The organism is Kribbella sp. NPDC000426, from assembly GCF_040300265.1.
Taxonomy (GTDB): Bacteria; Actinomycetota; Actinomycetes; order Propionibacteriales; family Kribbellaceae; genus Kribbella.
In genome coordinates this window covers 170343-196472 of sequence record NZ_JBEPDK010000006.1, presented here as the reverse complement: position 1 = coordinate 196472, position 26130 = coordinate 170343, and the positions used below count along the sequence as shown (strand labels likewise).

At 69.6% G+C, this 26130-nt stretch carries 29 protein-coding genes; 17 read left to right on the top strand and 12 right to left on the bottom strand.

The window, feature by feature from the left end; translation table 11 throughout:
- Positions 1-2: 2 nt before the first annotated feature.
- The 3 genes from ABT313_RS29610 to ABT313_RS29600 are packed head-to-tail and all read left to right on the top strand — an operon-like array spanning position 3 to position 2682.
- Positions 3-785, top strand: a complete 783-nt coding sequence (locus ABT313_RS29610) for a lysophospholipid acyltransferase family protein (RefSeq protein ID WP_350860595.1) — start codon at positions 3-5, stop codon at positions 783-785.
- Complete coding sequence (locus ABT313_RS29605; protein WP_350860593.1) at positions 782-1786, top strand: NAD(P)H-dependent glycerol-3-phosphate dehydrogenase; 1005 nt, start codon at positions 782-784, stop codon at positions 1784-1786. The genes ABT313_RS29610 and ABT313_RS29605 overlap by 4 nt, the downstream gene beginning before the upstream one ends.
- Complete coding sequence (locus tag ABT313_RS29600) at positions 1783-2682, top strand: aminoglycoside phosphotransferase family protein (RefSeq protein WP_350860590.1); 900 nt, start codon at positions 1783-1785, stop codon at positions 2680-2682. Before ABT313_RS29605 ends, ABT313_RS29600 begins: the two co-directional genes overlap by 4 nt.
- Positions 2683-2689: 7 nt before the next feature.
- Here the strand turns inward: ABT313_RS29600 and ABT313_RS29595 are convergent, their stop codons facing one another.
- The gene (locus ABT313_RS29595; protein ID WP_350860588.1) at positions 2690-3805 is read right to left on the bottom strand and encodes an ROK family transcriptional regulator; all 1116 of its coding nucleotides are present in this window, start codon (positions 3803-3805) and stop codon (positions 2690-2692) included.
- Between the two features lie 75 nt (positions 3806-3880).
- Between ABT313_RS29595 and ABT313_RS29590 the strand changes: the two genes are divergently transcribed.
- Together ABT313_RS29590 and ABT313_RS29585 are read left to right on the top strand one after the other, a co-directional pair.
- Positions 3881-4975 carry a Gfo/Idh/MocA family protein gene (locus ABT313_RS29590; RefSeq protein ID WP_350860586.1) on the top strand — a complete coding sequence of 365 codons (1095 nt, stop codon included), beginning with the start codon at positions 3881-3883 and terminating at the stop codon, positions 4973-4975.
- A 10-nt stretch (positions 4976-4985) separates the two neighbouring features.
- The gene (locus ABT313_RS29585) at positions 4986-5993 is read left to right on the top strand and encodes a sugar phosphate isomerase/epimerase family protein (protein WP_350860584.1); all 1008 of its coding nucleotides are present in this window, start codon (positions 4986-4988) and stop codon (positions 5991-5993) included.
- A gap of 13 nt (positions 5994-6006) precedes the next feature.
- Here the strand turns inward: ABT313_RS29585 and ABT313_RS29580 are convergent, their stop codons facing one another.
- Positions 6007-7188, bottom strand: a complete 1182-nt coding sequence (locus tag ABT313_RS29580) for a CynX/NimT family MFS transporter (RefSeq protein ID WP_350860582.1) — start codon at positions 7186-7188, stop codon at positions 6007-6009.
- Positions 7189-7271: 83 nt separating this feature from the next.
- Here ABT313_RS29580 and ABT313_RS29575 point away from each other — a divergent pair, with 83 nt between their 5' ends.
- Positions 7272-7958, top strand: a complete 687-nt coding sequence (locus ABT313_RS29575) for a FadR/GntR family transcriptional regulator (protein ID WP_350860580.1) — start codon at positions 7272-7274, stop codon at positions 7956-7958.
- Here ABT313_RS29575 and ABT313_RS29570 read toward each other — a convergent pair.
- Together ABT313_RS29570 and ABT313_RS29565 are read right to left on the bottom strand one after the other, a co-directional pair.
- On the bottom strand, positions 7921-8463 hold the full coding sequence (locus ABT313_RS29570; RefSeq protein ID WP_350860578.1) for a GNAT family N-acetyltransferase: 543 nt from the start codon (positions 8461-8463) through the stop codon (positions 7921-7923). The two genes, ABT313_RS29575 and ABT313_RS29570, sit on opposite strands and share 38 nt — an antisense overlap.
- Before the next feature lie 13 nt (positions 8464-8476).
- Positions 8477-9247 (bottom strand): MerR family transcriptional regulator, encoded by a 771-nt coding sequence (locus ABT313_RS29565; RefSeq protein ID WP_350860576.1) that lies wholly within the window; start codon positions 9245-9247, stop codon positions 8477-8479.
- Between the two features lie 48 nt (positions 9248-9295).
- Between ABT313_RS29565 and ABT313_RS29560 the strand changes: the two genes are divergently transcribed.
- Entirely contained in the window at positions 9296-9547 is a 252-nt protein-coding gene (locus ABT313_RS29560) for a hypothetical protein (RefSeq protein WP_350860574.1), read from the top strand.
- Here ABT313_RS29560 and ABT313_RS29555 read toward each other — a convergent pair.
- Positions 9536-10705 (bottom strand): MFS transporter, encoded by a 1170-nt coding sequence (locus ABT313_RS29555; RefSeq protein WP_350860572.1) that lies wholly within the window; start codon positions 10703-10705, stop codon positions 9536-9538. The genes ABT313_RS29560 and ABT313_RS29555 overlap by 12 nt on opposite strands.
- 52 nt (positions 10706-10757) lie before the next feature.
- On the opposite strand from ABT313_RS29555, the gene ABT313_RS29550 reads away from it, so the two are divergent.
- Both ABT313_RS29550 and ABT313_RS29545 read left to right on the top strand, forming a co-directional pair.
- Positions 10758-11519 (top strand): DeoR/GlpR family DNA-binding transcription regulator, encoded by a 762-nt coding sequence (locus ABT313_RS29550; RefSeq protein ID WP_350860570.1) that lies wholly within the window; start codon positions 10758-10760, stop codon positions 11517-11519.
- Complete coding sequence (locus ABT313_RS29545; RefSeq protein ID WP_350860568.1) at positions 11516-12709, top strand: MFS transporter; 1194 nt, start codon at positions 11516-11518, stop codon at positions 12707-12709. Before ABT313_RS29550 ends, ABT313_RS29545 begins: the two co-directional genes overlap by 4 nt.
- On the opposite strand, the gene ABT313_RS29540 is transcribed toward ABT313_RS29545, so the two are convergent.
- Complete coding sequence (locus tag ABT313_RS29540) at positions 12702-13805, bottom strand: trans-sulfuration enzyme family protein (RefSeq protein WP_350860566.1); 1104 nt, start codon at positions 13803-13805, stop codon at positions 12702-12704. The genes ABT313_RS29545 and ABT313_RS29540 overlap by 8 nt on opposite strands.
- Positions 13795-14424 carry a TetR/AcrR family transcriptional regulator gene (locus ABT313_RS29535; protein WP_350860564.1) on the bottom strand — a complete coding sequence of 210 codons (630 nt, stop codon included), beginning with the start codon at positions 14422-14424 and terminating at the stop codon, positions 13795-13797. Before ABT313_RS29535 ends, ABT313_RS29540 begins: the two co-directional genes overlap by 11 nt.
- 108 nt (positions 14425-14532) lie before the next feature.
- On the opposite strand from ABT313_RS29535, the gene ABT313_RS29530 reads away from it, so the two are divergent.
- Complete coding sequence (locus tag ABT313_RS29530) at positions 14533-15729, top strand: cytochrome P450 (RefSeq protein WP_350860562.1); 1197 nt, start codon at positions 14533-14535, stop codon at positions 15727-15729.
- Positions 15730-15820: 91 nt separating this feature from the next.
- On the top strand, positions 15821-16954 hold the full coding sequence (locus tag ABT313_RS29525) for a D-alanine--D-alanine ligase family protein (RefSeq protein ID WP_350860560.1): 1134 nt from the start codon (positions 15821-15823) through the stop codon (positions 16952-16954).
- 91 nt (positions 16955-17045) lie between these two features.
- Here ABT313_RS29525 and ABT313_RS29520 read toward each other — a convergent pair whose 3' ends face one another.
- From ABT313_RS29520 to ABT313_RS29505, 4 genes are all read right to left on the bottom strand, one after another.
- A complete protein-coding gene (locus tag ABT313_RS29520; RefSeq protein WP_350860558.1) occupies positions 17046-18245 on the bottom strand; it encodes an RNA polymerase sigma factor in 1200 nt (399 codons plus the stop codon).
- Positions 18246-18250: 5 nt separating this feature from the next.
- Positions 18251-18658 carry a YciI family protein gene (locus tag ABT313_RS29515; RefSeq protein ID WP_350861333.1) on the bottom strand — a complete coding sequence of 136 codons (408 nt, stop codon included), beginning with the start codon at positions 18656-18658 and terminating at the stop codon, positions 18251-18253.
- Between the two features lie 130 nt (positions 18659-18788).
- Entirely contained in the window at positions 18789-19244 is a 456-nt protein-coding gene (locus ABT313_RS29510) for a DUF3515 domain-containing protein (protein ID WP_350860556.1), read from the bottom strand.
- A gap of 32 nt (positions 19245-19276) precedes the next feature.
- Positions 19277-19513: an Lrp/AsnC family transcriptional regulator gene (locus tag ABT313_RS29505; RefSeq protein ID WP_170990044.1), complete on the bottom strand. Its 237-nt coding sequence runs from the start codon at positions 19511-19513 to the stop codon at positions 19277-19279.
- A gap of 132 nt (positions 19514-19645) precedes the next feature.
- On the opposite strand from ABT313_RS29505, the gene ABT313_RS29500 reads away from it, so the two are divergent.
- Genes ABT313_RS29500 through ABT313_RS29490 form a run of 3 tightly spaced genes read left to right on the top strand, consistent with a single transcriptional unit; the run spans position 19646 to position 22069 of the window.
- The gene (locus tag ABT313_RS29500; protein ID WP_350860554.1) at positions 19646-20608 is read left to right on the top strand and encodes a thiamine-phosphate kinase; all 963 of its coding nucleotides are present in this window, start codon (positions 19646-19648) and stop codon (positions 20606-20608) included.
- Position 20609: 1 nt separating this feature from the next.
- Positions 20610-21428 carry a bifunctional hydroxymethylpyrimidine kinase/phosphomethylpyrimidine kinase gene (gene thiD, locus ABT313_RS29495; protein ID WP_350860552.1) on the top strand — a complete coding sequence of 273 codons (819 nt, stop codon included), beginning with the start codon at positions 20610-20612 and terminating at the stop codon, positions 21426-21428.
- Entirely contained in the window at positions 21425-22069 is a 645-nt protein-coding gene (locus ABT313_RS29490) for a DinB family protein (protein ID WP_350860550.1), read from the top strand. Before thiD ends, ABT313_RS29490 begins: the two co-directional genes overlap by 4 nt.
- Here the strand turns inward: ABT313_RS29490 and ABT313_RS29485 are convergent.
- On the bottom strand, positions 22066-23220 hold the full coding sequence (locus tag ABT313_RS29485) for an ROK family transcriptional regulator (protein WP_350860548.1): 1155 nt from the start codon (positions 23218-23220) through the stop codon (positions 22066-22068). The two genes, ABT313_RS29490 and ABT313_RS29485, sit on opposite strands and share 4 nt — an antisense overlap.
- Positions 23221-23287: 67 nt before the next feature.
- On the opposite strand from ABT313_RS29485, the gene ABT313_RS29480 reads away from it, so the two are divergent.
- Genes ABT313_RS29480 through ABT313_RS29470 form a run of 3 tightly spaced genes read left to right on the top strand, consistent with a single transcriptional unit; the run spans position 23288 to position 26056 of the window.
- Complete coding sequence (locus tag ABT313_RS29480) at positions 23288-23908, top strand: HAD-IA family hydrolase (RefSeq protein ID WP_350860546.1); 621 nt, start codon at positions 23288-23290, stop codon at positions 23906-23908.
- Entirely contained in the window at positions 23905-25185 is a 1281-nt protein-coding gene (locus ABT313_RS29475; RefSeq protein ID WP_350860544.1) for an MFS transporter, read from the top strand. Before ABT313_RS29480 ends, ABT313_RS29475 begins: the two co-directional genes overlap by 4 nt.
- A 37-nt stretch (positions 25186-25222) precedes the next feature.
- The gene (locus tag ABT313_RS29470; RefSeq protein WP_350860542.1) at positions 25223-26056 is read left to right on the top strand and encodes an SMP-30/gluconolactonase/LRE family protein; all 834 of its coding nucleotides are present in this window, start codon (positions 25223-25225) and stop codon (positions 26054-26056) included.
- The last annotated feature ends 74 nt before the right edge of the window (positions 26057-26130 follow it).

Here is a 26130-nt window from a genome sequence, read left to right as displayed (position 1 = left end):
CCATGACGGATGGCAGCAACGAGCAGCAGGAGGCTCCAGTGGACAACGGGCAGGGTGATCCGCGTCCGCCGCGGGGCTTCTGGTTCGGCATCATCGCGGCGATCGTCAAGCCGTTCATGATCGTGATGACCAAGTGCCGGTTCACCGGCCGGGAGAACATGCCGCGCACCGGCGGCGTCATCTACGTGCCCAACCACATCTCGCATTTCGACCCGGTGCTGCTCGGGTACTTCATCTGGGAGTGCCGGCGGATCCCGCGATTCCTGGGCAAGGCGTCGCTGTTCAAGATCCCGGTGCTCGGCACGATCATCCGCGGCGCAGGGCAGATCCCGGTGTACCGGGATTCGACCCAGGCCGCGGATGCGTTCCGGGACGCTGTGGCGGCGGTCGAACGCGGTGAGTGTGTGGGCGTTTACCCGGAGGGCACTATCACCCGTGACCCGGACATGTGGCCGATGACCGGCAAGACCGGCGCCGCCCGGATCGCGTTGATGACCGGCTGCCCGGTGATCCCGATCGCCAACTGGGGCGCGCAGGACATCATCAAGTCGTACACCGGCAAGATCCGGATCCGGCTGCTGCCGCGCAAGACGCTGCTGGTCCGGGCCGGCGCGCCGGTCGACCTGAGCGCGTTCGAGGGCAAGCCGCTGACCAACCAGCTGTTGCACGAGGCAACCGAGCTGATCATGGCCCGGGTCGCCGAGACCCTCGGCGAACTGCGCGGCGAGACTCCGCCCAAGGAGCTCTACGACCTCCGCAAGGCCCGACGTGAGGAGAAGGAATGACCAAGGTCGCGGTGTTCGGTGCCGGGTCCTGGGGTACGGCGTTCGCGGTGGTGCTGGCGAACGCCGGGAACCAGGTGTCGGTCTGGGGCCGGCGTGAGTCGCTCTGCGAGTCGATCAACGCCGGGCACGAGAACGCCGAGTACCTTCCGGGTCTGCGATTGCCCGATGCGATCACCGCGACGCACGACCCCGCCGCCGCGGCCGACGGTGCGGAGGCGATCGTCCTCGCGGTTCCGTCGCAGTCGTTGCGGGACAACCTCGCGGACTGGGCCGGCGTGCTGCCGAACGCCGTACCGCTGGTCAGTCTGATGAAGGGCGTCGAGCTCGGTACGACCAAGCGGATGAGCGAGGTGATCGCCGAGCTGACCGGCGCGGGGCCGGAACGGATCGCCGTCGTCTCCGGGCCGAACCTCGCACGCGAGATCGCCGAAGGTCAGCCGGCCGCGTCGGTCGTCGCCTGCGCGGACGAAGGTACGGCGGCACGCCTGCAGAAGCTGTGCCATTCGCCGACCTTTCGCCCGTACACGAACAACGATGTCGTCGGCTGTGAGCTCGGCGGCGCCTGCAAGAACGTGATCGCGCTCGCGGTCGGCATGGCCGTCGGACTCGGCTTCGGCGACAACGCCCGCGCGTCGGTGATCACCCGCGGCCTCGCTGAGATCGCCCGCCTGGGTACGGCGCTCGGCGCGGACGAGCACACCTTCTCGGGTCTGGCCGGGCTCGGCGATCTGGTGGCGACGTGCTCGTCACCGCTGTCGCGGAACCGGACCTTCGGCGAGAAACTCGGCCAGGGGATGAGCGTCGCGGAGATCGCCGGCGCGACCCGGCAGGTCGCCGAGGGCGTGAAGTCCTGCGCGTCGATCTCCGAGCTGGCGCACCAGCACGACGTCGAGATGCCGATCGCCGAACACGTCACCAAGGTCGTCGCCGGGGAGATGACCCCGAAGGACATGCTGTTCAGCCTGGTCTCCCGCTCGGCGAAGTCGGAGCGCTGGGGATGATCCCGGCCGCGTTCGCCAAAGCCACCATCGATCGGGAAGGCGCTGACGGCGAAGCTTGGCTCGCCGAGCTGCCCGGCATCGTCGACGACCTGTTGACCCAGTGGGACCGCGAGCCCGACGGCGAAGCCGGACACGGGCAGGTCGGCCTGGTCGTGCCGGTCCGGGACGCCGTCATCAAGGTGTCGTTCCCCCATCCGGGCAACGTGCACGAGCCGGACGCCTTCGAGGCCTGGGACGGTGAGGGCGCGGTCAAGCTGTACGAACGCGACGACGCCCGTTACGCCATGCTGCTCGAGCGCGCGCATCCCACGACGCTGCTGGAACACGACGAGGACGTCGTCACGATCGCGGCCGAGCTGCACCGCCGGCTGACGATCCCGGCCCCGGACGGCCTGCCCCGCATGTCGCAGCAGGCCGACACGTGGGAGGACGAGCTCCGCAAGGACGCCGCCGAGCTCGACCACGCGCTGCCGCCGTACGTCGTGGATGCGGCGCTCGCCGTCGTCGACGAGCTTGGCCGCGATCAGCCGGAGGTCCTGATCCACGGCGACTTCCACCCGCGCAACATCCTGCGTGCGGACCGGGAGCCGTGGCTGGCTGTCGATCCCAAGGGCTACGTCGGCGACCCGGCGTACGACGCGACGACGTTCCTGCGGACCCGCGCCGCGCACCAGCTCGGCGCCGACAATCTCATCGGCATCCTGGAACAGGAGCTCGAACTGTTCGCCGAGACTGCCGAGCTCGATCCCGAACGCATCCGCCGCTGGGCCCACCTGAACATGGTCCAGTCCGCTTTCTGGGGCCGCCGCCACGGCTTCGGCCGCGCCCGCGCCGGCAGCGAACTCAACCGCTTCATCGCCCTGTGCGACGAGCTCGCCCTCAGCTGGAGCGCGTAGGCGCAGCCTAGTTGAGGGCCTGCTGGAGGACGAGGGTGGCTGCGCCCAGGAGGGCTGCGTCGCGGCCGGTCTGGGAGGGGACGACCCGGAGGTGGGTTGTGGCCAGGGGCAACGATCTGGCGTAGATGGTTTCGCGGAGGCCGGCGAGCAGGCTGTCGCCGGCCTGGGAGAGTGAGCCGCCGACGACGATCACCGACGGGTTGAGCAGGCTGACTGCGGCGGCGAGGACCGTGCCGATCTCGCGACCGGCCTGGCGGATCTCGGCGGTGGCGGCGGTGTTTCCGGAGCGGACCAGCTCGACGATGTCGCCGCTGGTGCCGACCCCCAGCCGGGTCGCCAGCGCAGCGGCGGACGCAACAGCCTCGAGGCAGCCGATGTTGCCGCAGCGGCAGAGTTCGGTGTGCCCGGGTGCCTGGATGTGGCCGATGTCGCCGGCCGCGCCCTGGGCGCCGCGATGCAGACGGCCGCCGCTGATCACACCGGCACCGATGCCGGTGGCAACCTTCACGAACAGCAGGTGCTCGACCTCCGGGTACGCCGTTGCGTGCTCGCCGAGCGCCATGATGTTGACGTCGTTGTCGACCAGCACCGGCCCGGGGAGTTCACGACTCAGCCGGCCGACCACGTCGTACGAATCCCAGCCGGGCATGATCGGCGGATGGTTCGGCCGTCCGGTGCCGTGCTCGACCGGACCGGGCAGTCCGACCCCGGTGCCGGCCAGATCGTCGGGGGATCGGCCGGCCTCGCGCAGCAGTGCTTGTCCGGCTCGCGCGACCGCGGCGAGCACGACCTCTGGTCCTTCGGCGATCTTGAGCGGTGTCGTCGACCGGTGCAGGATCCCGCCGGCCAGGTCGGTGAGCGCGACGGACAGGTGCGTCGCGCCGACGTCCGCGGCGAGCACGAGTCGCGCAGTCGGGTTGAACCGGAACCGCGCCGGCGGTCGCCCACCGGTAGACGCGGCTTCTCCGGACGGTACGACGAGACCGGCCGCGAGCAGCGCCTCGATCCGCCCGGTGACCGTGGACCGGGCCAGACCGGTGACGTCGATCAGCTCGGCGCGGGTCCGGGCCTGCCCGTCGAGGAGCAGCCGCAGGACCGCATCCGTCGTACCCAGCTCGCTCATGTGTCGGACTTTCGTCGTACCAGCCGTGGACTTTTGCTTGACAGGGTTCAAAAGGGTCCCATAGCGTCCTACGACGTGTCCACCACTGCGCGCAAGCTCAAGGTCGGGATCGTCGGCGGCGGCTTCATGGGCCAGGTCCACGGCAGGGCCGCGCTGGTCTCGGGAGCAACCGTGGTGGGCGCGGTCGGCTCGTCACCGGCAAGAGCCGAGGCCGCCGCGGAGGCGACCGGCGCCGAGCGCGGGTTCGCGACCCTCGACGAGCTGCTCGCCTCCGACATCGACGTCGTCCACGTCTGTACGCCGAACAACACGCATCGCGATGTCACGCTGAAGGCGTTCGAGGCGGGCAAGCACGTGGTCTGCGAGAAGCCGCTCGCCACGTCAGTCGGAGATGCGACCGGTCTGACCGCTGCGGCCCAGGAGGCCGGCCTCGTCGGCGCCGTCCCGTTCGTGTACCGCTACCACCCGATGGTCCGCGAGCTGCGAACCCGGATCGCGGCAGGTGACGCGGGGACGATCACCAGCCTGCACGGCTCGTACCTGCAGGACTGGCTGGCCGGCGCGGACGACCAGAACTGGCGTGTCGACGACTCGACCGGCGGCCCGTCGCGGACGTTCGCGGACATCGGGTCGCACTGGTGTGACCTGACCGAGTTCGTCACGGGCGACCGGATCGCCGCCATCAGCGCGCAGCTGCGGACCGTGCGGGCGCAGCGCGGTGGCGTCGACGTGCACACCGAAGATCTGGCGACGGCGCAGTTCCGGACCGAGGCCGGAGTGGTCGGGACGATCGTGGTCAGCCAGGTGGCGGCCGGCCGGAAGAACCGCCTGTACCTGGAGGTGTCCGGCACCGAGTCGAGCTTCGGATTCGACCAGGAGGACCCGGACCGCCTGTGGGTCGGCCGCCGCGACGCATCGCAGTTGCTGACCCGCGATCCCGGGACGCTGAGCCCGCCTGCCGCGCGGGTGAACCGGCTGCCGGCCGGGCACGCGCAGGGGTACCAGGACGCGTTCGACTCGTTCGTCGCCGACAGCTATGCCGCCGTACTGGGGGACCACCCGGACGGCCTGCCGGACTTCACCGCGGGAGCGCGGTCCGCCCGCGTGGTCGACGCCGTACTGCGCTCGGCCGCCGCGGACTCTGCCTGGATCACCGTCGACAATTCTTAGGAGCCTTCAGATGCCACGCCCGATCACGCTGTTCACCGGTCAGTGGGCCGACCTGCCGTTCGAGGAGGTCTGCCAGTTCGCGTCCGAGGCCGGGTACGACGGCGTGGAGATCGCCTGCTCGGGCGACCACTTCGACGTCCAGCAGGCCGTCGACGACGACACGTACGTCCAGGGCCGCAAGGACATCCTGGAGAAGTACAACCTGCAGGTCTTCGCGATCTCCAACCACCTGGTGGGGCAGGCGGTCTGCGACAACCCGATCGACTTCCGCCACCAGGCCATCGTGCCGTCCCGGATCTGGGGCGACGGCGACGCCGAGGGTGTCCGGCAGCGCGCCGCCGAGGACCTGAAGAACACCGCCCGCGCGGCCAAGAAGCTCGGTGTGAACACCGTCATCGGCTTCACCGGTTCGTCGATCTGGCAGTACGTCGCGATGTTCCCGCCGGTGCCGGCGGAGCGGATCGAGGCCGGCTACAAGGACTTCGCCGACCGGTGGAACCCGATCCTCGACGTGTTCGACGAGGAGGGTGTGCGGTTCGCGCACGAGGTGCACCCGTCGGAGATCGCGTACGACTACTGGACCACGACGCTGACACTCGAGGCGATCGGTCACCGCGAGGCGTTCGGCCTGAACTGGGACCCGTCGCACATGGTCTGGCAGGACATCGACCCGGTCGCGTTCCTCTGGGACTTCAAGGACCGGATCTACCACGTGGACTGCAAGGACACCCGGATGCGGGTCGGCGGCGGCCGCAACGGCCGGCTCGGTTCGCACCTGCCGTGGGGCGACCCGCGCCGCGGCTGGGACTTCTACTCGACCGGTCACGGCGACGTGAAGTGGGAGGACTGCTTCCGGGTGCTGAACTCGATCGGCTACGACGGCCCGATCTCGGTCGAGTGGGAGGACGCCGGCATGGAGCGCAAGGTCGGCGCCGCCGAGGCGGTCAACGTCATCCGCGCGCTCGCGTTCGACAAGCCGGCGGCGGCTTTCGACGCGGCCTTCGCGACCGACAAGTAGTCAGCCGAGTAAGTCAGCGGTTGTCGCGTCCGGCGACGAACCCGATGGTGACCTGCGTGGCTGAGAGTACGACGAACACGATGAGCGTCGTGCTCCAGCCGCCGGTTACCTGGGTCAGGTAGCCCGCGACGACCGGACCGGCCGCGGCCAGCGTGTAGCCGACTGCCTGCGCCATCCCGGACAGTTGCGTGGTCTCGTGGTGCCCGCGGCCGCGGAGACTGATCAGCGACAGCGCGGCGACCAGCCCGGCACCCTGGCCCAGACCGCCGACGATCGCCCAGACGACGGCCAGGTGCGGCGCCAGCAACAGGCCGAGCAGCGCGATCAGGATCGGCGTGCTCGCGGTCATCAGACCGGCCCGCTGGTTGGTCGGGTGCTTGAGCAGCAGCGGAATCGTCAGACCGCCGATCAGGCCGAACACCTGGAAGATGAACAGATGCACGCCGGTGGCGCGCTCGGAAACCCCGCCGGTCGAGATCTCGATGGTGGGCAGCCAGTTCACGAACAGGTAGAAGCTCGTGGACTGCAGGCCCATGAACGCCGTGACCAGCCACGCCATCGGCTGCTTCCAGACGCTGACCGGAGGCGTCTCGTCGTCTGTGTGCGTGGCCGGCATCGGCTCAGGTGCCAGCGTCCGCGGCAGCCATACCACAGCCACGAGGAGCGCCAGGCCGCCCCAGACGGCGAGTGACAGTCGCCAGTCGACTGCATCCGCGATCGGCACGGCCAGGATCGACGCCGTCGCCGCACCGCCGGTGATGAAGGCCGTGTAGATGCCGGTCGCGCGGGACACGTGACCGGGATAGTCGCGCTTGATGATCACCGGGACGAGCACGTTCCCCACCGCGATCGCCGCGCCGACCACCGCCGTACCGATCCAGAGACCGGCGTGGCCCGTGTACGGGCGCAGCGCGCTGCTGAGCGCCAGCACCAGGAGCGACGCGAAGACCGTCCGCTCCATCCCGAACCGGCGGGACGCGAAATGCACCAGGGGAGAGGCGGCTGCGAACGCGAGCAGCGGCAGCGTGCCGAGCAGGCCCTGCGCGGCCTCACCCAGGTGCAGGTCGAGACCGATCCGCGGCAGCACCGGACCGACCGCGGTCAGCGCCGGCCGGAGGCTCAGCGCGACCACGAAGGCGGTCGCTGTGATCAGCGCCGACCGCTCCCGAGCCACTGGTTCGGTCAACACCGCCACGACACACCTCTCCCTGTTCCCGCTCTCTGCAGATGTCCGACATTTACACACTGTACGCTATCCCCGAAACGGAGGTGGGCGCGTTGTCGATCGAAGGACCAGTGCGGCAGGTGCCGCTCGTGCTGCAGGTGTCGGAGCGTTTCCGTGCCCAGATCGAGTCCGGGGCCTGGCCGCGCGGCTCGCGGATCCCCGGCGAGAACCAGCTCGCGACCGAGCTCGGCGTCAGCCGCGGGACGATCCGCGAGGCGCTGCGTTCGCTGAGCCTGACCGGCCTGCTCGAGCCGCGCGTCGGCGACGGCACCTACGTCCGCGCGACGAACGAGATCAGCGGCGTACTGGTCAGGGACGAGCTCTCCGCATCGTTGACGCACGTGCTCGACGCCCGCGCCGGCATCGAGGCCGCAGCTGCCCGCCTGGCCGCTCAGCGCCCCGACCAGGACAGCCAGGCGGCTTTGGTCGTCGCACTGGAGGCTCGGGCGGCTGCGGGTGACCTGGACACGTTCGTAGCTGCTGACGCCGACTTCCACCGCGGAGTCGTGGTCGCGAGCGGGAATCCGCTGCTGCTGCGTTTGTACGACGCGATCGCCGAAGTGCTGACCGAGTCGATCCACCAGACCGCCACGATGCCCGAGGACCACCGGATCCTCGACGCGCATGTCGACGTACTCGAGGCGATCCGCGCGCGCGATCCCGAGGCGGCCAGTCAGGCGTCGTACGCCCTGATCGAGACCATCAAGCAAGAAGCGAAGGATCCGGCCAGTAGTACCTGAAGCAGGCCGGTTGCCCGTTGAGCCGCCGCGGCTCGCCGCCGGGCGGTGGGACGTCCTTGCGGTCGCCACGGACGCCGCCGCGCGCTTCGTAGAACCCCTGTGCGGCCGTGTTCTGCTCGAGGACCCACAGGTAGATCCCGGACCCCGGTGCGTCCTCCTGCAGCGCCTTGGCGGTCAACGCGAGTAGCTGTGTCCCGATCCCCTGCCGCTTCAGTGGAGCGCGGACATGCAGGTTGTCGACGAGCGCACCGAACTTCGGGTCGGCGCCGACAATCAGGTGGGCCAGCCCGACCAGCTGACCGTCGTACTCCGCGAGCGTCGTCCGCGTGCCCTCGCGCGCTGCCAGCCGCTTGGCCCACATCGCGTCGAGATAGCCGGCCGACTCGTCGTCGAGGAACGCGTCGGCGTACGCACCGCGGTAGTGCCGCCGCCAACTGTCCCCGTGCAGCTCAGCCACCGCTGCCGCGTCATCTGCCCCAGCCGTCCGAAACCGCAGCTCGTTCATCCTCGCATTGGTATCACTCGCTCCGGCGGTCCTCCGGGGATGTCCGAAGGGTGAACCCGGCGTCCGCCATTCGGCGGCGGATCAACGAGTCGAGCTGCTGCCAGCCCGGTGAGGATGCGTTGAGCGTGTTCTGCAGGAGGTCGGGGATGGCGGGATCGGCCTCGCTGCCGGGTGGCTCGGTTCCGTAGCGCTGGATGCTGGCCGCAACGATCCGGTCGGCGAGCTCCGTCAGGGCGGGGTCGTCCGGGTCGAGGTCGTGGGCGTGGTCGGCGGCGAGGTAGAGGTTCCTCAGCTCCGGCTGCGTCAGCGCCTGCGCCTGGTCGTGGAACAAGGTGCCGGCCAGGTCCGGATGGGTTGCGTAGACGATGATCCACAGGTCCCGCTCCATCGCGATCCATCGGTCGGTGAAGCCGAGCGTGGTCAAGCCGGCGAGGTGCTCCTCGACGTTGGCCGGCAGGATGCGGATCTCGCCGGCGGCCAGTTTGCGGAGCCGTCGCTGGGTGTCGCGGAGTCGTTTGATGCGGGCAGTCAGGTCGGCATCGATCTGCTTGACTGCGGTCCCGAGCTCGTCCGGCGCAGACCCGAGCTCGCGGATCCGGGCGAGCGGCACGCCGGCGTCGGCCAGCATGCGGATCCGGACCAGCTCGACGACCGCGTCCGCGCCGTACCGGCGATATCCGGACGCGTCCCGCTCGGGTTCGGGGAGCAGGCCCTTCGCGTGGTAGACGCGGACGGTCTTGGTCGACACCCCGACGTACCGCGCCAGCTGTCCGATGGTGAGCACGACACCATTCTTGACCTTGCCCTAGGGGCAATGTCGCACGATGGCCGCATGACCGATTGGGACACGCTGCGCGCGCTCGCCGACGAAGGCAACGAGAAGGCGCTCGACCGGCTCGCGGATCTGGCCGACGAGCGCAACGACGCCGAGGCCCTGAGCGAACTACTCGACGAAGGCTCCGACCGCGCCGGCGAACACCTCACCCGCCGCGCCGCCGCCGCGAAGGACCTCCTGGAACTCCAACGCATCGCCGACGCCGGCTACGACGAAGCAGCCGAAGTCCTCAACCGCCTACTGGGCTGAGCGGGCATCCGCCCGACGGGGTGCGAGCACGCGGGCGAACACGCCGATTCCCGCGGCCAGTGCGGTGACCACGATGAACGACATCGTCAGGTTGCTGGCCTGGGCGATGCCGCCGATGATCGACGGGGCGACCAGCCCGGACGCGTAGGTGATGGTCGCGACGCCCGCGATCGCCTGGCTCGGGTTGGGGCCGGTGTGACCGGCGGCGGCGAAAGCGAGCGGTACGACGACCGCGATCCCCACGCCGATCAGGCCGAAGCCGGCCATCGCCACGACCGCCGTCGGCGAAACCACCACGAGCAACCCGCCGAGCGTCGCGATCACACCGCTCCACCGCACCGTCCGTACGGCGCCGAACCGATCAACCACCGCATCGCCGGTCAACCGGGCGACCGCCATCGTCAACGCGAACCCGGTCGTCGCGCCGGCCGCGACCCCCGCCGAGCTGTCGAGGATGTCCCGCAGGTACACGGCCGACCAGTCCAGGCTCGCACCTTCCGCGAACACCGCGCAGAACCCGACCGCCCCGATCAGCAACGCCGACTTCGGCGGCAGCGCGAACCGCGCCGGCGGCTCCTCGTCCTCCTCCGGATGGATGTTCAGCACGAAGTGACACACCACCGCACCGATCACCGTCAGCACGACGGCTACGACTGCGTGATGGAGCTGTGCGCTGATGTTCTTGTGGGCAGCGATCGTCCCGACCGCCGAACCGAGCAGCGCGCCCACACTCCACAGACCGTGCAGCCCGGACATGATCGACTTCTTCAGCCGGTGCTCGATCTCGACACCAAGCGCGTTCATCGCCACGTCGGCCATGCCCGCCGTACCGCCGTAGATGAACAGCGCCGCGCACAACGTCAGCAGACCCGGGGCGAGCGACGGCAGGATCAGCGCGAGGGTCCAGAGCGCGAGCAGACCGCGCAGCGCGTTCCGGGTGCCCAATCGGTGACTGATCCGGGCCGCCAGCGGCATCATCAGCGCCGCGCCGAGCGCCGGGAACGCGAGCGCCAGCCCGAGCTGCCCGGCGGACACTCCCGCGTGTTCCTGGATCCAGGGCACCCGGGTCGCGAACGATCCGGTCACCGATCCGTGCACGCAGAAGACGGCGGCCACGGCGTACCGGGAACGTTTGACGAGGGCGGTGTCTTCAGTCACAAGCAAACACGCTATCTGTTTGAACGATCAGACGGATGGTAGATTTTTGCACGTGAGAAGTGCAGAACGGCATCAAGTGATCGTAGAACGACTACGAGTCGTCGACCGAGTGTCGGTCCAGGAACTGGTCGAGGCGACCGAGGCGTCGGATATGACGGTCCGCCGCGACCTCGACTTCCTGGCGGCGCAGGGCGTGCTGAAGCGCGTCCACGGCGGCGCCGTGTCCGCGATGCCGTCCGGCCTCGAGCCGCCGTACTCGCTCCGCACGCAGGCCGCGGCCGCCGCCAAGAAGGCGATCGCCAAGGCCGCGGTCGAGCATCTGCACGACGGCGAGACGATCGTCCTCGACAGCGGTACGACCGCGTTGGAGACCGCGCGACTGCTGCACGACCGCGCTCTCACGGTGATGCCGCTCTCGCTGCATGTCGCGCACGAGTTGGCGGACGCGCCGCGGATCCGGCTGCTGATGCCGGGCGGCGAGGCGCGCAAGGGCGAACTGTCGCTGGTCGGCCCGCTGACCGTCGCCTCGCTGCGAGCGCTGCGCTTCGACGCCGCCGTACTGAGTCCGTGCGCGTTCAGTCTCGACGCGGGGCTGACGGCGTTCGACCTGGGCGATGCGGAGGTCAAGCAGGAGGCGATGAAAGTCGCCACCCGCACCGTCGTACTCGCGGACGGCGCCAAGTGGGACCGCTCGGCGCTCGCGTACGTCTGCCCCGCCGACCGCCCGGACCTCATCATCACCGACGAGTCGGCGCCCGAAGACCAACGCACAATCCTGACCCAACGAGGCGTTCTGGTAGAGGTGGCTTCTTGACCGCGACTGATCTGCGACCGCAGACCGCGCCGCCGCGCGCCGCTCGGGTCGCCACCTGGATGTACTTCGGTCTGAACGGGTTCGCGGTCGGGATGTGGGTCGTGCACATCCCGAGCATCGAGCAGAAGACCGGCATCACCCACAGCACGCTCGGACTGCTCCTGCTGGTCCTCGGCGGCGCGGCGTTCACAGGTATGCAGGTCGCGGGTCCGCTCGTCGACAAGCTCGGCCAGCGCCGGCTCGTCCCGGCGGCCGGCATCCTGCTCGGCATCGCACTCGCCGGACCGGGCCTCGCGACGAACTGGTGGACGCTCGGCCTCACGCTGATCCTGATCGGCTTCGGCAACGGCTCGATCGACGTCGGCATGAACGCGCAGGCCGTGGTCGTCGAGCGCGGCTACCCGCGACCGATCATGGCCGCCTTCCATGCGATGTGGTCGATCGGCGGCGCGATCGCCGCGATCGTCGGTGCCGCGACGCTGCGGGCCGACGTACCGCCGGAGGTCACCCTCGCCTCGGCCGGTGTGCTGTGCATCGCGCTGTCGCTCGTCGCCAGCCGGTTCTTGCTGGAGGCAACCGTTCCGCCGGAGGACGACGTCGCCGAGGGGGAGCAGCGGGCGAAGCCGTCGGCCAAGCTGGTCTGGGCTCTGGGTGGACTCGCCTTCGGCCTGATGCTGTCCGAGGGCGTCGCGAACGACTGGGCCGCACTGCACTTCCGCGACATCCTCGGCACCTCCGTGAGCACGGCGGCCTACGCGTACGGCGCGTTCGCGGTCGCGATGACCGTGGGCCGATTCCTCACCGACCGGGTCGCGGCCGTCGTCGGTCCGGCGGCGATCGTCCGGTGGGGCGCGGCGATGGCGGCGGTCGGTCTGACGCTCGTGATCGTCGTACCGTGGGTGCCGGCCGCGCTCGTCGGCTGGGCCGTCTTCGGGCTGGGCCTCGCGGGCGGCGTACCGCAGCTCTTCACCGCCGCGGGCAACCTCGACCCGCGGTCTTCGGGCGCGCTGATGGCGCGCGTCGTCGGCCTCGGATACGTCGGACTGCTGGCCGGGCCGGCGCTGATCGGCGGACTCGCGCACTGGATGCCGCTGAACATCGCGTTCATCCTGCCGGTCGTGCTCTGTGTGCTGACGTTCTTCGGCGGCCCTGTTCTCAAGGGGTCGGCGCCGAAGAATGCTGCTAACTGAGGGCTTGTTCGAGGTCCGCCCAGAGGTCGTCGGGGTGCTCGATGCCGACCGACAGGCGGATCAGGTCCTCGGGGATCGTCGGGACCTCCATCGCCCAGCGGCGGCGGCGTTCGAGCATCGACTCGACGCCGCCGAGGCTCGTCGCGTGCACCCAGAGCTCGGTGCGCTCGCAGACCCGCTGGGCGAGGGCCGCGTCGCCACCGAGTTCGACGGCGAGGATCGCGCCGAAACCGGACATCTGGGCTTTGGCGCGGTCGTGGCCCGGGTCGCTCGGCAGTCCGGGGTAGCGGACGCGGCTGACGCGCTGGTGTGCCAGCAGGCGCTCAGCCAGGAACGCGGCGTTCGACTGGGCGCGCTCGAGGCGCAGGGCGAGGGTACGCAGACCGCGCAGCGCGAGCCAGGCCTCCATCGGGCCCGGGATCGCGCCGAGGCCACGGCGGCGGTGCTCGATCGCGGACCACAGGTCGTCGTCCGCGGTGACGACCGCGCCGAGGATGACGTCGGAGTGGCCGGAGATGAACTTGGTGGCCGAGTGCATCACGACATCCGCGCCGAGCCGGAGTGGCTGCTGGAGCAGGGGAGTAGCGAACGTGTTGTCCACGACAACGATCGCGCCGGCCGCATGGCCCGCCTCGGCGAGCGCGGGGATGTCGGCGACCTCCATCGCGGGGTTGGTCGGTGACTCGATCCACAGCATGTCGGCTCCGTCGACGACCTGCTTGACGGCGTCGGTGTCCGCGATGTCGACGTGCTCGACCATGAGCCGGCCGGTCTCGGTCTGCTGATCGAGCAGGGCCACCACGCCGGAGTACGCGTGCTGCGGCGCCACGACCCGCCCGCCGACCGGGACCATGTCGATCACCGCCGCTGCCGCCGCCATCCCCGAGGCGAACGTCACCCCGCGGCCGCCCTCGAGCTCGCCGAGCGTCTCCTCCAGCGCCGACCACGCGTCGTTGCCGAACCGCCCGTACCCGCGATCTCCGCCGGCGACGTACGTCGAGCTGAACACCGGCGACTCACCGACCGGCGCATTCGGCACCCGCTCCGGCCGCCCGGCGTGGACGACGACCGTGGAGGGATCAAGCTCAGGAGTCATACCGCGAATTGTCGCTGACCCGGTAGGTAGCTGCGGGCAGGGGGATGCCGCCGGTACGGAGCAGACTCATCGCTTGGCGAGCGAGCGACTTCGCGTCCGTCGTATCGGGCGTGTCGACCCAGACGCGGACCACCGTCTCGATGATGTTCATCGCGATCCCGGCCGCCAGCGCGCCGGTGAACTCGGCCCGGCTGTCGGCCGGCAACCGCAGTACCAGCTCGTCGGCGAGGTCGGTACGGAAGCGCCAGATCAGCTCGTTGAGATGAGCGCTCACCGACGCCGTCTGCGCGGCCATGTCGAACACGGCCCGCACCCGGCCCGGATTGGTCTCCAGCTGCTCCAGGACGCGCTCGATCACCGCCTGCAGGCCGGCCGTCAGCTCCAGCTCGGGCTGCTCACGGAACCAGCTGACCGCGTCGCCCAGACAGTCCTCGACGAACTCGAGGACCAGCGTCTCCTTGGTCGGGAAGTACCGGTACAGCGTGCTCGGCCCGACCTCGGCCGCCGCGGCGATCTGCTCGACCGTGGTCCGGCCGAAGCCGTTGTCGTTGAACAGCTCGAACGCTTTGTCCGCGATCAGCCGGCGGGTCCGCTCCCGCTTCACCTCGCGCAGTCCCATCAGCACCTCCGCGGGCAGGGTACCGGTTCGCCGACTCGCCGGATGTTGCTTCTGTTTGGTTGACTCAGCCATATGGTAGTCACTACCAAAATCTTCCGGGAGGGTTTGATGACCGAGAGCTTCCCCGTCGACCGGCCGTCCGGGTGTCCTTTCGACCCGGCCTCGGCGTACGCCGGATTCCGCCGTACTCCCGAGCTGGCGAAGGTCTCCACCCCGGCCGGCGTCGACGCCTATGTGGTCAGCCGGTACGACGACGTACGCACGCTGCTCCGCGACAGCCGGCTGAGCTCGCGGTCCGCGCCGTCGGACCACGTCGTACCGGGCGCGGATCTGGACCGGGAGGCCGAGTCGGGCTCGATCCTGCACGCGGACGGTGCGGCCCACAAACGGCTGCGGCGGATGCTGGCGACCGAGTTCGCGGTGAAGCGGATGGAGGCGATGCGGCCGCGGATCGCCGCGATGATCGACACCCAGCTCGACACGATGCTCGCCGCCGGCGGGCCGGTCGATCTGGTGCAGGCGTTCGCGCTGCCGATCCCGTCGCTGGTGATCTGCGAGCTGCTGGGTGTTCCTTATGCGGATCGCGACGAGTTCCAGGAGCGGAGCGCGACGCTGGTGCGGGTCGACGGCGATCGGGACGAGATCATGCGGGTCAGCGACGCGCTCAACCAGTACATGGTCGGGCTGGTGCTGGCGAAGCAGTCCTCCCGGTCGGACGACCTGCTGTCGCGGCTCATCACCCGTGGCGAGGAGCTTGGCGAGCCGCTGACCTTGCCGGAGCTGGTGTCGATCGGGATCACGCTGCTGATCGCCGGGCACGAGACGACGGCGAACATGATCGCTTTGAGCACGCTCGCGCTGCTGCGGAACCCTGTCGAGTTGGCCGCGCTGCGGGCCGATCCGACGCTGGCGCCGGCCGCGGTCGAGGAGCTGCTTCGGTATCTGTCCGTCGTCCAGTTCGGGCTGTTCCGTCATGTCACGGACGAGCTGCCGGTCGGGGCCGCGACTCTGCAGGCAGGCGACTACCTGATCGCGGCGCTGTCCTCGGCGAACCGGGATTCGGACGTGTTCCCGGATCCCGACCGGCTGGATCTGCAGCGGTCGGACGGGGCGCATGTGGCGTTCGGGTTCGGGCCGCACCAGTGCCTCGGGCAGCAGTTGGCGCGGGTCGAGTTGCACGAGGTCTTCACCCGGCTGTACGCGCGGATCCCGACGCTGCGACTCGCTGTACCGTTCGAGGAGATCGAGTACCGGGACAACACGCTCGTGTACGGAGTGACAGCGTTGCCAGTCGCCTGGGACTGACTTCGGCGCCGTTCGCTACGGAGCGCGATCTGAAGGGGTCTTAACCGAACCCTGGTCGGAACCTGATCCCCGGGCCGCTACAGTCGAGCCGGTGAGTGAGTACTCGAGCGAACAACAGCGCAAGCCCCGCGTCGCCGTCGTTTTCGGTGGCCGGTCGAGCGAGCACGCCATCTCCTGCGTCACCGCGGCCAACGTTCTGCAGGTGATCGACCGGGACAAGTACGACGTCGTCCCGATCGGGATCAGCACCAGCGGCCACTGGGTGCTGGAGAGCGGCGACCCCGAGCGGCTGTCGATCACCGACGGCAAGCTCCCCGAGGTCGATGTGACCGCGATGCCGGTGCTGTTCGGCGCGAACCGCGAGCTCGTGATCAGCGAACCCGAGCAGGTCCCGAGCACGCTCGGCCAGGTCGACGTGGTCTTCCCGCTGCTGCACGGCCCGTGGGGCGAGGACGGCACCATCCAGGGTCTGCTCGAGATGTCCGACATCCGGTACGTCGGCTCCGGCGTACTCGCCAGCGCCGTCGGCATGGACAAGCACTACATGAAGGTCGTCTTCCAGGCCGCCGGCCTCGAGGTCACGCCGTACGTCGTGATCCGCGACCGCGACTGGACCCGCGACCAGGACGCCTGCCGCGCGGCGGTCGACGCCCTCGGCTACCCGGTGTTCGTGAAGCCGTGCCGCGGCGGCTCGAGCCTCGGGATCAGCAAGGTGAACAGCCTCGACGAGCTCGACGAGGCCGTCGCGGTGGCTCGCGCCCACGACCCGAAGGTGATCGTCGAGGCGTCCGCGAAGCACCCGCGCGAGATCGAGGTCGGCGTACTCGGCGGCCTGGACGGCGCCAAGCCCGAGGTCAGCGTCTGCGGCGAGATCGCGGTCTCCGGCGGCGGCCACGACTTCTACGACTTCGAGACCAAGTACCTGCCCGAAGGCGAGGAGTACACCGCGCTCTCGGTCCCGGCCGACCTCCCCGAGAAGATCGCCGCCGAGGTCCGCGCCAAGGCCCTCACCGCCTTCGACGCCATCGACGCCGAGGGCCTGGCCCGCGTCGACTTCTTCCTCGACGCCGACAACCGCGTGATCATCAACGAGATCAACACCATGCCCGGCTTCACCCCGACCAGCATGTTCCCCCGCCTCTGGGCCGCCTCCGGCAAGGACTACGCAGCACTGGTCGAACACCTCCTCTCCCTAGCCATGACCCGCCCCACCGGCCTCCGCTAACCCACCCGGCGTCACCTCCTACTCCCGGCGTCACCTCCTACTCCCGGCGGGCCGGGAACTCCCGGCGGGCCGGGAACTCCCGGCGGGCCGGCTACAAGCGGCTGGCCCGGGAGTGGAGGTAGCGCTGTTGGGGGAGGCTGGTGGTCCGGCTCGCCGCCTCCTCGTACGCCTCGCGAGCACCAGCCGCATCACCTGACATCTCCAGCAGATGCGCCCGGACCGCCGCCAGCCGGTGGTCCTTCGCGAGGTGCTCGTCGTCCTCGATCTCACCCAGCAGCGCGAGCCCCGCGTCCGGACCCCGCGCCATCGCGACAGCGACCACGTGGTTCAGCGCAACCATCGGGTTGTCGGTCAACTGCAGCAACACCTCGTACAGCGCGACGATCTGCGGCCAATCAGTCTCCTCTCCACTGGGCGACTCGTCATGAACGGCAGCAATCGCCGCCTGCAACTGGTACGGCCCGACCGGCCCCCGCGGCAACGCCGCCGTGATCAGCTCCACGCCCTCCCGGATCAGCTCCGGAATCCACAGCGACCGATCCTGCTCCGCCATCGGCACCAGCTCACCGAGCGGCCCGGTCCTCGCCGGCCGTCGCGCATCGGTCAGCAACATCAACGCCAGCAACCCCGCCACCTCAGGGTCGGCAGGCAGCAACCGATGCAGCATCCGCGCCAACCGGATCCCCTCGGCCGCCAACTCCACCCGCTGCAGGCTGGATCCCGTCGTACTCGCATAGCCCTCGTTGAAGATCAGGTACACGACCTTCAGCACCGCACCCAGCCGCTCCTCGCGATCGGCCGGCAAGGTGAACCGCGCTCCGCTCTCCTTCACACTCGCCTTCGCCCGGCTGATCCGCCGCGTCATGGTTGCCTCCGGCACCAGGAACGCCCGAGCGATCTCCGCCGTCGTCAGACCACCGACCGCCCGCAGCGTCAACGCGATCTGCGACGCCGGTGACAACGCCGGATGACAACACAGGAACAGCAGCACCAGCGTGTCGTCCGCACCGCCGACCGGCTCACCCTGCGGCGCCCAGTGCGCCACCCGGTCCTCCCGCCGCTGACGAGCCTGCTCCCGCCTGAGCAGATCCGTCAGCCGACGAGAAGCCACCGTGATCAACCACCCGCGAGGACTGTCCGGCACACCATCCACCGGCCACTGCTCCGCCGCCGCCAGCAGAGCCTCCTGCACCGCGTCCTCAGCCGTGTCGAAATGCCCGTACCGCCGCACCAAGGCACCCAGCACCTGCGGCGCCAACTCCCGCAGCAGCTCCCCAAGCGCGACGGTCATCCCGGTCACCCCACCAGGTCGTCCTGGCCCTCGACGATCGGCCGGATGTCGGCGTACGCCGTGGCACGCAGGAACTCAGGCGCCGGCGTATCCGCGAGCCGGGACGCGATCTCCGTCGCCCGATCGAACGATTCGCACTCGACGATCCAGTACCCGGCGAGCACCTCCTGGGTCTCGGCGTACGGACCGTCCGTCACCACCGCCTGCCCGTCCTTGGACCCGAGCCGCCGCGTCAGCACCGGCGCCGCCAGCGCCCGCGTCTCGACCAGCTCGCCCGACTCGGCCAACTCGTTGTTGAACTTCTCCATGAACGCCCCCATCGCGGCAAAGGCCTCCGCCGTCCACGCGGGCTTCTCGGTCTCTTTCCCGGCCATCCCGTCGTAGTCCTGCTGCGACGCATACGTCAGGATCATGTACTTCACAACTGTCTCCCGTCGTCCGGACGCCCACCGCGGGCGCCTCCACCCGAGACGTCGCCCCCGAGGCGCCCAACCGGACACCGTCAACAGACGATTTTCGATCTCGCCAGGGAGTATGCACTCGTCAGGTACAGGGCGTGACGACTTTGTTGTGGTTGTGGATAGCGTCCGAGACGTCCGTGAGCGCGTTGGCTTCGGGGGAGTACTTCGACGGAACAGCCATCTCGAGATAGAGCTCGCGGCCGATGGTGGTGAAGATGTAGCCGTTCTTGACCTGCTTGGCGAACCAGCCGACGCCGTTGACCTGGAAGCACTTGGACAGGTCGTCGGCCGTCCCGGCCGGCGGCGCGACGCCGCATGTCACCTCGATCGGCGGGTCGCCGTACGCGGTGGTCAGCGGGCTCTCGGGCGAGGTCTTCCGCTTCTGCTGATCGAGCACCTTCGCCGGCATCGCCTGGATGAGCTGCGTGCAGGCGGCGGCGACCTCGGGCGCGGCGGAGGGAACCGGGACCGGCGTCGGACCCGGGCTGCACCCGGCGAGCACGATCACGCCGAGTGCAGCTAGCAGGATTTTGGGCATACCGAAAACAGACGGGTCCTCGTGTGGACGGCTCAGATGTGGACGACGGGACAGGTCAGCGTACGGGTGATGCCGGGAACGTTCTGGACCCGGGCAACCACCAGCTTGCCCAGTTCGTCGACGTTGCGGGCTTCCGCGCGGACGATCACGTCGTACGGACCGGTGACGTCCTCGGCCAGGGTGACGCCCTGGACCTCGGCGATCTGCGCGGCGACGTCGGCCGCGCGGCCGACCTCGGTCTGGATCAGGATGTAGGCCTGGACCACCACGTCGTTCTCCACTCAGTCGTCCTCAGCTGGCTCCGGCTGTCGTGCAGTACTGCGAGACAGCCGGGCGTACTCATAGTTGCCCGGTCACGGTACCGCCTAGACTCCGGTCAGCGATATGGGAGGTCTGCTGACGTGACAGAGACGTTGGGGAGCACGGGTGAGTTCGGCCTGATCGCGGCCGTCACCAAAGGGCTGTCCACAGGTGAGGACGTCCTGGTAGGTCCAGGTGACGACGCGGCCGTGATGGCAGTGCCGGACGGCCGCATGGTGATCACGACCGACCTGCTGGTCGAGGGACGCCACTTCCGCCAGGACTGGTCGTCCGCGTACGACGTGGGCCGTAAGGCGGCCGCACAGAACCTGGCCGACGTGGTGGCCATGGGTGCCCGGCCGACTGCGCTCGTGGTCGGCTTCGGCGGTCCGGCCGACCTGCCGACCGCCTGGGCGCTGGAGCTCAACCAGGGCCTCGTCGACGAGTGCGAACTGGTCGAGGCGAGCATCGTCGGCGGTGACACCGTCCAGTCGGACAAGATCGTCGTGTCGGTCACCGCGTTCGGTTCGCTGGACGGACGCCGGCCGGTACTGCGGTCAGGCGCCCGCCCCGGCGACGAGGTGGCGTACGTCGGCCGGCTGGGTTGGGCCGAGGCAGGCTGGGCCGTTCTCGCCCGCGGCTTCCGCTCACCGCGGGCAGTCGTCGAAGCGCATCGCCGCCCGCAACCGCCGTACGCCGAAGGTCCGCGCGCCGCGGTCGCTGGAGCGTCCTCACTGTGCGACGTGAGCGACGGACTGCTGTCCGACCTGGGCCATATCGCCGCTGCGAGCCAGGTGATCATCGACGTCCACACGAAGGCGCTGACCGTGCCGGAGCCGTTGCAGGCGGTTGCTGCGGCGACCGGTGTGGACGCGCTGAAGTTCGTGCTGACCGGCGGTGAGGACCACGCCCTGGTCGGCACCTTCGAGCCCGCCGACGTGCCCGAGGGCTGGACCGTCATCGGGTCGGTTGCTGAGGGCAACGAGGAACGCCCGGCCGGGACCGTGACGGTGGACGGCTCGCCGTATGCTGACGAGACAGGACACGCCCACTTCAGGAGTTGAGATGCCGGTCGGGATCGCACCGCCCAGAGTGCTGACGATCGCCGGGTCCGACTCCGGCGGCGGGGCCGGGATCCAGGCCGACCTCAAGGCGATGCTCGCGAACGGCGTGCACGGTATGAGCGTGCTGACCGCGATCACCGCGCAGAACAGCCTCGGCGTCCAGGGCGCCTGGGAGCTGCCGGAGGAGCAGGTGCGCGCCCAGTTCCACAGCGTGGTCGACGACATCGGCGTGGACGCGGTGAAGACCGGCATGCTGGCGTCGGAGTCGATGGTGCGGGTCGTCGCCTCGCTGCTGCGGACGCTGCCGGAGGGCGTGCCGATCGTGGTGGACCCGGTGTCGGTGTCCAAGCACGGCGACGCCTTACTGGCTGCTGACGCGATGGACGCCGTACGCTCCGAGATCGTCCCGCTGGCCACGGTCCTCACTCCGAACCTCACCGAGCTCGGACCGGTCGCCGGGGTCGAGCTGGAGACCATCGAGGACCGGGAGCTCGCGGCGAAGCTACTGCTGGACGCCGGTGCACGCTGGGTACTCGTGAAGGGCGGCCACGACGTCGGGACGGCGGCTGTGGACGTGCTGCACGGTCCGGGGGTACGGCGTTCGTACAGCGCGGTCCGCGCGGACAACAGGCACACGCACGGCACCGGATGCACGCTGGCGAGCACCATCGCGTCGTACCTGGCACGTGGGTACGACGTGCCGGGCGCGGTCGGTGCCGCGAAGGAGTACGTGACCGGAGCGATCGCGGCCGGGTTCGCACTCGGTGACGGGATCGGTCCGGTCGATCATGCGTGGAGATTTCGAGGGAGAAGCAGTTGACCAAGCAGCAGCCCCCGGTCGACGGGTACTGCGAGCAGTGCGGTTTCAACTACGACACCGGTGATCTGCAGGGCACTGTGACCCTGCTGATCCGGCAGTCGGCGGACTGCAGCATGGCGCTGACGAAGGCCGCGGCCGGTCCGGATGCGAACGTCGTGCGCCTGCGGCCGGAGCCGGAGGTGTGGTCCGCGATCGAGTATGCGTGCCACGTGCGCGACGTACTCGAGGTGCAGCGGCTGCGGATCGCGCAGTGCCTGGCGGAGGACCGGCCGGTGTACGCGCCGATGGACCGGACCGGTCGGGTGAAGCAGGAGAAGTACGAGAACCAGGACCCGATGGAGGTGGCGGCCGCGCTGGTGCGCAACGCCAAGGACTTCGGTGCGGCTGCGCGTGTGCTGCGGCCGCAGGAGCTGGGGAAGCTGGGGCTGTACAACTACCCGGTGCGGGCGCCGCGGACACTGGGCTGGATCATCCGGCACACCGCGCACGAGATCCAGCACCACCGGCACGACATCGTTGAGATCCTGGCGAAGGTCGAGCCGCCGATCGTCCCCAAGCCGAAGGCCGAAGAGGCTGACGAAGCAGCCGTCGTGGACGAGGCCGTTGTCGAAGAGGCCGTCGCGCAACAGGTGGCCGACTAGCGCCGCGCCACCCACGCGGCGATCGCGGGCTCCGTGGTGAGCTGGTCGAGCGCCAGCGCCGCCGCGCCACGGAGCGGACCGTCGGACAGGGTCGCAGGCAGCACCGGTGGGGGAGTGCCGCGGTGGAACGTCATCAGCCCACCCTCGTAGGCGTCCTTGAACGTGCGCTCGGCAGCCGCCCGGAGTGGGATCGCCAGCCCTCCGATGGTGATCACATCCGGGTCGTGCGCGTTGACCAGCCCTGCGATGCCGCTGCCCAGCGCTGACACCACCTTGGTGACTGCGGCCTGCGCACTCCGGTCTGTGCGCCGCAGGACTTGCTCCGTGTACGCGTACGGGTCGTCCGGCCGCCCCTGTTTCAGGTGCCGCGCCAGAGCACGCCCGTCGATCTCCAGGTCCCAGCACCCGCGCGCACCGCACGGACACGCCCTTGAGCGGTCACCGAACGGCATATGCCCGTACTCACCGCCCGCACCGGACGCCCCCTGCGCCGGCACGCCGTCAATCAGCAGCGTCCCGCCGATGCCCACCTCGATGATCAGGTGCAGCGCCGTACCAGCTCCCGCGGCGGCGCCCGTACGAGCCTCCGCCACGCCACTCAGAGTCGCGTCGTTGCCGGCCAAGAGCGGCAGCCCAGTGCCTTCGGTCACGGCCTCCAGATCCAGCTCGGCCCACTCCAGCGTCGGCGCCTGCATCAGGTGGTTGTCGCGGATGGTCCCTGGTACGGCGAGGCTCACCATCCGCAGCCGGTCGCCGTACTGCTCCCGTGCCTGCTCCACCTGCCGGCGCAGGTTGTGCAGCACCACCTGCGGCCGTCTGCTCCGGTGACGCCGGTGCTCCGGATCCTGCAGCGACCCGTCGAGCGTCACGATCGCACTCCGCCAACTGCTCTGCCGCAGGTCGAGCGCGAGCACCACAGGTCCTTCTGGATGCGCCCGCAGCAGCGTCGTCGGCCGACCCCGCCCCTGACTAGGCGCCGGTACTTCGGTCACCAGGTGAACGTCGCGTAGCCGAGCAGTCACTTCTGTCGCCGAACCCGTGCTCAATCGCAGCGTCCGCGCGACCGCGGCCCGGGTGATCCCGGGCTGACGGGCAAGTTGGGTCAGCACGTCCGAAGCCGTCTGCCACTGTCCCCGGCGCACAGGATTCATAGCTGCCTTCCGTTCTGTCCCCGGAGCAGTTTATGCTCGTGGGACGAGTTTAATGGGAGGGAAGGTCATGGAGATCCGGGACATCCGCGCCGTCCTGTTCGACATGGACGGCACCCTGGTCGATTCCGACGCGGTCGTCGACCGGAGCTGGAGCCGCTGGGCGACGGAGTACGGCGTGCCCGTCGACGACGTGCTCGCGATCGCGCACGGGAGCCCCGCCGAGGCGACCATTACGCGGATGCGGCCTGACCTCTCGCCGACCGATCGTGCGGCCGCGGTCGAGCGCGTGCTGGAGATCGAATGCGACGACGTGTCCGATGTCGTTGCCACGCCGGGCGCGCTCGTGCTGACTGCACTGCTGGATCAGCTGGGTCTGCCGTGGGCGGTCTACACGAGTGCGTCGACCCGGTTGGCGAAGGTCCGGCTGGGCGCGGTCGGGATCTCGCCGTCGGTCCTCGTGACGCTTGACGACGTCAGGCGGGGCAAGCCGGATCCCGAGGGATACCTGCGGGCTGCCGAGCTGCTCGGCGTACCAGCTGTGCAGTGCCTGGTCGTCGAGGACACCGTGGTCGGCCTGACGGCTGGGCGGGCTTCCGGCGCGCTGACGGCTGGGCTGAAGGGCATTGCCGCTGACATCGAGTTGGCCGACCTGCACCAGCTCGGCAGGCTGTTCAAAGGCTCGGAATGACCGCGGCCACGGAGGCGCCGGCGGACTCCGGAGCTCGCGGCGACGAGGTCCGGATCGGCATCGCGCTGTCCGCGATGGGGTTCGTCCTCGCCGGGCTCGGCGCCTGCGTCGCGATCCTCGCCCGCGATCTCGACCAGCCGACGGGCCGGCTGGCGCTGTTGTCGTCCGGGTTCGCGGTCGGGCTGCTGGTGGTCGCCTTCGTCGGGCCGCGGTTGCTGCGGTCGTTGCCGATCCCGATGGCGATGGCGTTCGGCTCAGTTGTCTGCGCATTCGGCGCGGTGCTGATCGCGGTCGCCCCTGTGTACGCCGTCGTCATCGCAGGCACCCTCTGTGTCGGGCTGGGTGGAGCGATGCTCACACTGGTCGCCCCGCTGATGCTCAACGGACCAACAGCCGCACTGCGTCTCAGCCGCGTCAACGCTGTTGCCAGTGGGGCAGGCATTCTCGCGCCACTCGCCATCGGCGCCCTTGACGGCCTCGGACCCAGCGGCCGCCTGGCCATGCTCGCTGCCGCGCCACCTCTATTGCTCCTGGCCGTTCTAACCCGTCGCGCGAACCCCGTCAGCGCCGCCGTTCTAACTCGCCGCGCGAACCCCGTCAGCCCCGGCTTCGGCCAACCCCCGGACCAGTCGATCCGGCAGGTGGATGGGGACGTCGAGCAGCCGGTGGCGGTCTTGATTGATTCCGCGCCGGCGGTGGGGCTGGGGCGGAAATGGCGGGGTCGGGTGGGGCGACAGGTTGTGATGGACGTCGGGATCGGATGGCTGCGCGTGGTGCTGTCGGTCTCGGTCGAGTTCTGTTTCGTGGTGTGGGCAGTGGCGCGCCTGGTGGCCACCGGATTGCCGACGGCAACGGCTGCGTTGCTCGGGAGTGCGTTCCCGATCGGGATGGCGGCCGGGCGAGCGATCGGCCCGATCCGCTGGCGCGGTTGGTCGCCCGTGCTGCCCTCCGGCGCGTTCGCCGCCTGCGGCACCTTGATGGTGAGCCTGTTCGACACCCCCGCGATCGTCGCCCTCGGCCTGGTCGTGGCCGGTCTCGGCGTCGCGCCGCTCTACCCGGTCACCCTCGCCGCCTTGGTCGCGACACCCGGCCTCAGCTCGGCCCGCCTGTCCGCGATCGGCGCGCTGGCCTCCGGTACGGCGATCCTGCTCGCGCCCGCGGTCCTCGCCGTACTAGCGCGTGTCGTCGATCTGCGTACGGCGTACCTGGTGACGCTTCCGCTGATCGCCGTACTTTTTCTGCTCAGCCGTCGATCCGGCCGGGCCTCGTTCGTGTAGGGGGTGAAACGACCCGATCGACGAATGAGGTGACGTGATGTCCGAACCGACGATTCTGCTGGACGGTCTCGGGATGCCCGAGTCTGCCCGGTGGCACGACGGACGGCTGTGGTTCTGCAACTGGATCGAGCAGCAGGTGGTTGCCGTCGACGCCGACGGCAAAGCGGAGTACTTCCCGGTGCCGGTCGAACAGCTCATGGGCTGGTCGATCGACTGGCTGGCCGACGGCAGGATGCTGACGACCGGCGAGAAGCTGCGCCGCTACGAGCCCGACGGATCGGTCACGGTTCTGGCCGAACAGAAGGCCAACGAGCTCGTGCTGGACGCGCACGACAACATCTATCTCAACGGCGCGGACTTCAACTTCGCCGGGGGAGAGGCGCCGAAACCCGGCTACATCAAGCTGGTCACGCCTGACGGTCAGATCCGCCAGGTCGCCGACGAGATCCAGTTCCCGAACGGGATGGTGCTCACGCCCGACGGCAGGACCCTGGTCATCTCGGAGTCGTTCGCCGGCCGCCTGACCGCGTTCGACGTCGAGCCGGACGGCGGGTTGGCCAAGCGCCGCGTGTTCGCCGAGAACCTCGGCCCGGACGGCATCTGCCTCGACGCCGAGGGCGCGATCTGGGTCCAGACCGGCGGCAACGCCGTCGTTCGCGTCACCGACGGGGGCGAGATCCTGCAGCACATCGATCTCCCCGAGCACCGCGCGCCGTTCGCGCTCACGCTCGCCGACTTCAACGGCCCGACCCTCTGCATCCTGACCTCGGAGTGGCGGGCGGACGACGGCATCACCGACAACCTCGACCGGCTGAAGAACGGACCGCGCACCGGCCAGATCTTCACCGTCCCCGTCAGCGTCGGTCGGTAAGATCCCCTGCATGGAGTGCTTCGCCGCCGGGCGTACTCGGCGCTGACACCGGCCCGCCGCTGCCACACGCGCGG